The organism is Xanthomonas sp. BRIP62411, assembly GCF_003993525.1.
GTDB classification, from domain to species: Bacteria; Pseudomonadota; Gammaproteobacteria; order Xanthomonadales; family Xanthomonadaceae; genus Xanthomonas; species Xanthomonas euroxanthea.
The window spans coordinates 1-5,376 of record NZ_QEZI01000030.1; the positions used below are offsets into that span (position 1 = coordinate 1).

Here is a 5,376-nt window from a genome sequence, read left to right on the forward strand (position 1 = left end):
CCTCGGCGTTGGCCGTGGCATTGACCGCGTGTGCCGTCGGCGTGCTCGGCCGGATACCACCGCCCCCGCCACCGCCGCCACACGCGGTCAATGCCACGGCCAACGCCGAGGCCAGGACAGTCCTGGCGACGTCTCTCTTCTGCATTGGATGTTCTCCCCGAACCCATTCCATGGATAGGGCCCGGTCCCGGACCCGAACGCCGTCTTTATACTGCATCCTCACACCCCTGTCGCAGCTGAGTGCGTAGCGCATGGCGCCGCATCGGCACGTGCTGGCGCGAACCGGGCGTGAGGCAGATAATCGTTTCACTTTCAACGGTATCTCCTCATGTCCGACATCGTCATCGTTGCTGCCAAACGCACTGCCATCGGCTCGTTCCTTGGTCAATTCAACGGTGTGCCGGCGCCGACACTCGCCGCCGCCGCGATCGAAGGCGCGCTGGCGCAGTCCGGCGTCGCGCCGGCCAACATTTCAGAAGTCATCGTCGGCTGCGTCCTGCCGGCCAACCTGGGCCAGGCACCGGCACGGCAGGCGGCGATTGCCGCAGGCATCCCCACCTCGACCGGCGCCACCACCATCAACAAGGTGTGCGGCTCGGGCATGAAGGCGATCATGTTCGGCCACGACCTGATCAAGGCCGGTTCGGCCAGCATCGTGGTCGCCGGCGGCATGGAGTCGATGAGCAACGCGCCGCATCTGCTGCCCAACTCGCGCACCGGCAACCGCTACGGCAACTTCCAGGCGGTCGACCACATGGCCTGGGACGGCCTGACCAATCCCTACGACGGCCAGGCGATGGGCGTGTTCGGCGAGGCCACCGCCGAGAAGTTCGGTTTCAGCCGTGCCGATCAGGATGCGTTTGCGATCGCCTCGGTCGAACGCGCGCAGGCGGCGCAGCGCAGCGGCGCGTTTGCCGATGAAATCGTTCCGGTCACGGTGGCCACGCGCAAGGGCGAGGTGGTCGTCGACAGCGACGAGCAACCCGGCAAATCCGACATCGCCAAGATTCCGACCCTGAAGCCGGCCTTCAAGAAGGACGGCAGTGTCACCGCCGCCAGTTCGTCGAGCATCTCCGATGGCGCGGCGATCACCGTGCTGATGCGCGCAGACGAGGCGCAACGGCGTGGCATCGCGCCATTGGCACGCATCGTGGGGCATGTCACCCACTCGCAGGAACCTGAGTGGTTCACCACCGCCCCGGTCGCTGCGATCCAGACCTTGATCGGTAAGATCGGCTGGCAACTGGACGAGGTGGATCTGTTCGAAATCAACGAAGCATTCGCGGTGGTGGCGATGACGCCGATCGCCGAGCTGGGCATTTCGCACGACAAGGTCAACGTCAACGGCGGTGCCTGCGCATTGGGGCATCCGATCGGCGCATCCGGCGCCCGCCTGGTGGTGACATTGGTGAATGCGTTGCGCACGCGCGGTGGCAAGCGCGGAATCGCGACCTTGTGCATCGGCGGCGGCGAGGCGACTGCCATCGCTATCGAATTGATTTAATTGTTTTTAACGGCGATTTTGCAAAACTGAATGCGCGTACGCTTGACACTGGTCTTTGGACCGTCATCATGTCGGGGGCGCGCAATAGCGCGTTGCCTAATCTAACGACGAGGATTGAAACAATGACCATTAACAAGCTGCTGATCGCAATGGCTCTGGGCCTGGCCCTGACCGCTTGCTCGAAGCCGGAACAGGCTCAGGACGCTGCTGCTTCGGCTAACGAAGCCGCTGCCGACGCTCAGACCGCTGCTGACCAGGCTTCCGCCTCGGGCTCGCAGTCGGCTGACGCCGCTCAGGCTGCTGCCAACACCGCTGCTGCTTCGGCTGACACCGCTGCTGACGCTGCTCAGGCTGCTTCCGGCGCCGCCACCGACGCTGCTGCTGACCAGGCTGCCGACGCTGCCAAGACGGCTGAAGACACCGCCGAAGCTGCCAAGGACACCGCCGAAGAAGCCAAGAAGTAATCACTTCTTAGCTCCAAGCGAGTTCGGAGAAAGCCGCTGGTTTCCAGCGGCTTTTTCTTTGCCTGCGATTTGCCGTGAGCAGGTTGCGTCACTGTCCAAACCGTCGAACGCGCGCCATGTCGCGGCGTGGACGGCACATGCCGCCTACCGGCTGAATGGCCGGCAGCGCATTGACGCCGGCTGCATCGGTGAGTGCATAAGCTCCGCCTTCTAACACCGGAACAGGACCACCCATGAAGACGATCCGCATGCTGTCGTTGAGCGCCATTGCCGCTTTCACTCTCGCCGCTTGCCAGGGCCCTGACGCCGAACAGGCGCAACGCGATGCCGCCTCCGCTGCCAAGCACGCGGCGGCTGCGACCGAACAGGCTGCCGATCGCGCAGCCGTGCAGGCCAAGGCCGCCACCGCCGATGCACGCGTGGCAGCACGTGAACTGGCCGCCGATGCGAGCCGCGCAACCGCCAACGCCGCAGATGCCACCGCCGACAAGACCCGCGAGATGGCCAACAAGGCCGAGCAGAACGCCGACAAGCACGACGCCGAACATTCGCAGCACTGATCGACCGTGTGACCGTCTCAACAGTTTGCAGATGTGCCGGCCAGATTGCGCCGGCGCATCTGCGTCCTGCCAACGGCAACCTCGTGTTGTCCAGTCTGGCGGGCTAGCATCCATCCATGCCCTTCTCTTTTACTGCGCGCCGCCGCAACCAGCTGGCGCTGGCGTTTTCCGCCCTGATCTTCATCGCCATCGGTGTCGGCATCTTTGTCGGTGCCCGCCGCTCACTCGCCGACGCGGCACTGCTCTCGCATACGCATGAAGTGATCGGCCGGGTCGACGAGATCCAGGCGCGTGTGCTGGACGCCGAATCGGCGCAGCGCGGCTTTCTGCTGACCGGCAACGATGCCTATCTGCTCGACTATCAGACCAGCGTCGAGCGCCTGCCGATCCTGCTCGACAACCTGCGTCGCCTGATTGCCGACAACCCCGACCAGGTGCAGCACCTGGACAGCTTGCGGCGACTGGTGGAAACGCGACTGCAGCAGATCCAGCATGTCCTGGACGTGTACGCACAGGACGGCCTGGAGCCGGCGCGTGCCGGCATCCGCCAGACCGCCTTCCGCACCACCAGCGCGATCCGCGAGCAAGCGCTGACCATGGTGCAACGCGAGCAGGAACTGTTGACGCAACGCGCCGAAAGCAGCCGGCAGAGTGCGGCATTGTTGCTGGTGCTGGCACTGGCCGGCATCCCGTTCGGGCTGGCGGTGGTCGGCCTTGTCTATGCCCTGCTGATGCGCGAGCTGCGGCATCGCTCGCAGGCCGAAAAAGAGGCGGCGCAGGCCAATCGCGAGTTGGCCGACAGCGTCGTGGCGCTGCAACGCAGTACCGCCGATCTGAATCTGCTCAGCCGCTACACCGGCCTGCTGCAGGGCTGCATCAGCGCGGAAGAGGCGCTGATGGTGACCAGCCGCACCCTGGCCAGCCTGCTGCCGGGCGTTGCCGGCAGCGTCTATCTGCTGCGTGCCTCGCAGGATCGCGCCGAGGCGATCAGCCACTGGGGCGAGCCGCTGGTGCACAGCGCGCCGCATCTGTTGCCTGAAGAGTGCTGGGCGCTGCGCCGCGGTCAACCGCACATCATCGAAGACCTGGCACGGGATGCACCATGTGCGCATATCGGCGCGCCCGAGCACGGCAGCGCCGTCACCACCGCATGCCTGCCGATGTCTGCGCAAGGCACCCAGCTCGGCTTCCTGTTCCTGTCTTCGCCGGGCCCGGGGCCGATGCCGCGGCTGGAAATCGCCGAGGCGGCCGCCGAACAGCTGTCGTTGGCGCTGAGCAACCTGCGCCTGCGCGAATCGCTGCGCCGGCAGTCGATTCGCGACCCGCTGACCGGGTTGTACAACCGCCGCTATCTGGAAGAATCGCTCAGCCACGAGCTGGCGCGCTGCGCACGCCGCAGCCTGCCGTTGTCGGTGCTGATGCTGGACGTGGACCACTTCAAGCAATTCAACGACAGCCAGGGCCACGCCGGCGGCGACCTGTTGCTGGCGACGCTGGGCGAGTTGCTGCTGACCCGGTTGCGCGCCGAAGACGTGGCCTGCCGCTATGGCGGCGAAGAATTCACGGTCATTCTTCCCGAGGCCGACGGCGCCGAGGCAGCGCGTGTGGCCGAGGCCATTCGCGGCCATATCGCGGCGCTGGCAGTCAGCGACGGCCAGCGCGCGTTGCCGCGGGTGACGGCCTCGATCGGCGTGGCCAGCTTCCCGGTCGATGGCGAACTGGGAGCCAGCCTGCTCCGGAAGGCCGATGCGGCCTTGTACGTGGCCAAGCGCGGCGGCCGTAACCGGGTCGAGCGGCACGGCGCGGCCAGGCCCGCAGTGGACTGAGCACGCGCGCCATCGACCTTGGTTTGCGCAATCCGTCACACAAAAGATCGGTCCGCGCGGCGATAGTCGGCTTTGATCCCCTGGCGAGGCAGTCCGATGTCGATGTGGCGCGATCAAGGTCCCAACAAGAAAGACGGCGTTCCCTCAGCAGCTGAGGTCCCCGCGGCCGATGGGCGGCTGTTCACTGCCGAGGCCAGCCCGGCGCCGCCGGTCCCTGCCCCCGCGCCCAGTGCCGCGCCCGCAGCGCCTGCACCGCAGCGCCACGGCGAGGCCAAGGAGTCGCTGATCGCCGCCGACATCAGCATCGAAGGCAAGATCGAGGGCGCCGGGCACGTACGCCTGGCTGGCCGCTTCAAGGGCGATGTCAACGTCAAGGGCGATCTCACCATCGAGCGTGGCGCCAAGCTCAACGGCGGCGTCCGTGCCAACAAGGTGATCATCGCCGGCGAGCTGGAGGGCAATATCGAATCGGCCGCGCAGGTGGAACTGCAGACCTCCGGCGTGCTGGTCGGCGACGTCAAGGCCGGCAGCCTGACCGTGGCCTCGGGTGCGCGCATGCGCGGCCAGGCCGATTTCGGCTGGGGCGAGGACACCGGCAAAGCGGTCGGGACGGCCAAGCCGGTTGTCAGCGGAGACAGCGACGCCACATGACCGCGCTCCGCCCGGGCACGCCCGGTGCCACGCGCAGCTGCCCGCATTGCAAGGCGACGATCCTGGAAAGCGCCAGCGTCTGCCCTGCGTGCAAGCACCACCTGCGCTTCGACTCGGCGGCGGTGCAGCACGCACAGCCGGCCCCGATCGTGCCGCTCAAGGTGGACGGCACCATCCGCCATCCCGCCGATGGCGATCCGTGGGAATACACCGTGGTGGTGGTGGTGCGTAACGGCAAGGGCGAGGAGATCAGGCGCCAGGTCGTGGACGTGGGCGCGATGCAGGGTGGCGAAGAGCGCGGCTTTACGCTGGCGGTGGAGGCGACCGCCGTGCGCGCGCCTGGACGGCGGGTGCGGCATTAGGGGTTGGGG

Annotated in this window: 6 protein-coding genes; all 6 read left to right on the forward strand. The window is 66.7% G+C overall.

The genetic code is table 11. From position 1 onward, the window contains the following. Positions 1-328 precede the first annotated feature (328 nt). The 6 genes from EO139_RS20570 to EO139_RS20600 all read left to right on the forward strand — a co-directional run bounded on the left by EO139_RS20570 (position 329) and on the right by EO139_RS20600 (position 5,367). Positions 329-1,504: an acetyl-CoA C-acyltransferase gene (locus tag EO139_RS20570; RefSeq protein WP_126972285.1), complete on the forward strand. Its 1,176-nt coding sequence runs from the start codon at positions 329-331 to the stop codon at positions 1,502-1,504. 122 nt (positions 1,505-1,626) lie between these two features. Beyond that, on the forward strand, positions 1,627-1,968 hold the full coding sequence (locus tag EO139_RS20575; protein ID WP_104585815.1) for a hypothetical protein: 342 nt from the start codon (positions 1,627-1,629) through the stop codon (positions 1,966-1,968). 233 nt (positions 1,969-2,201) lie between these two features. Then, positions 2,202-2,528: a hypothetical protein gene (locus EO139_RS20585; RefSeq protein WP_126946341.1), complete on the forward strand. Its 327-nt coding sequence runs from the start codon at positions 2,202-2,204 to the stop codon at positions 2,526-2,528. Positions 2,529-2,644: 116 nt separating this feature from the next. Next, entirely contained in the window at positions 2,645-4,354 is a 1,710-nt protein-coding gene (locus EO139_RS20590) for a diguanylate cyclase (protein ID WP_126972289.1), read from the forward strand. A gap of 96 nt (positions 4,355-4,450) precedes the next feature. Continuing rightward, complete coding sequence (locus tag EO139_RS20595) at positions 4,451-5,005, forward strand: polymer-forming cytoskeletal protein (RefSeq protein ID WP_126946956.1); 555 nt, start codon at positions 4,451-4,453, stop codon at positions 5,003-5,005. Next, a complete protein-coding gene (locus tag EO139_RS20600) occupies positions 5,002-5,367 on the forward strand; it encodes a hypothetical protein (protein WP_119128983.1) in 366 nt (121 codons plus the stop codon). Before EO139_RS20595 ends, EO139_RS20600 begins: the two co-directional genes overlap by 4 nt. The last annotated feature ends 9 nt before the right edge of the window (positions 5,368-5,376 follow it).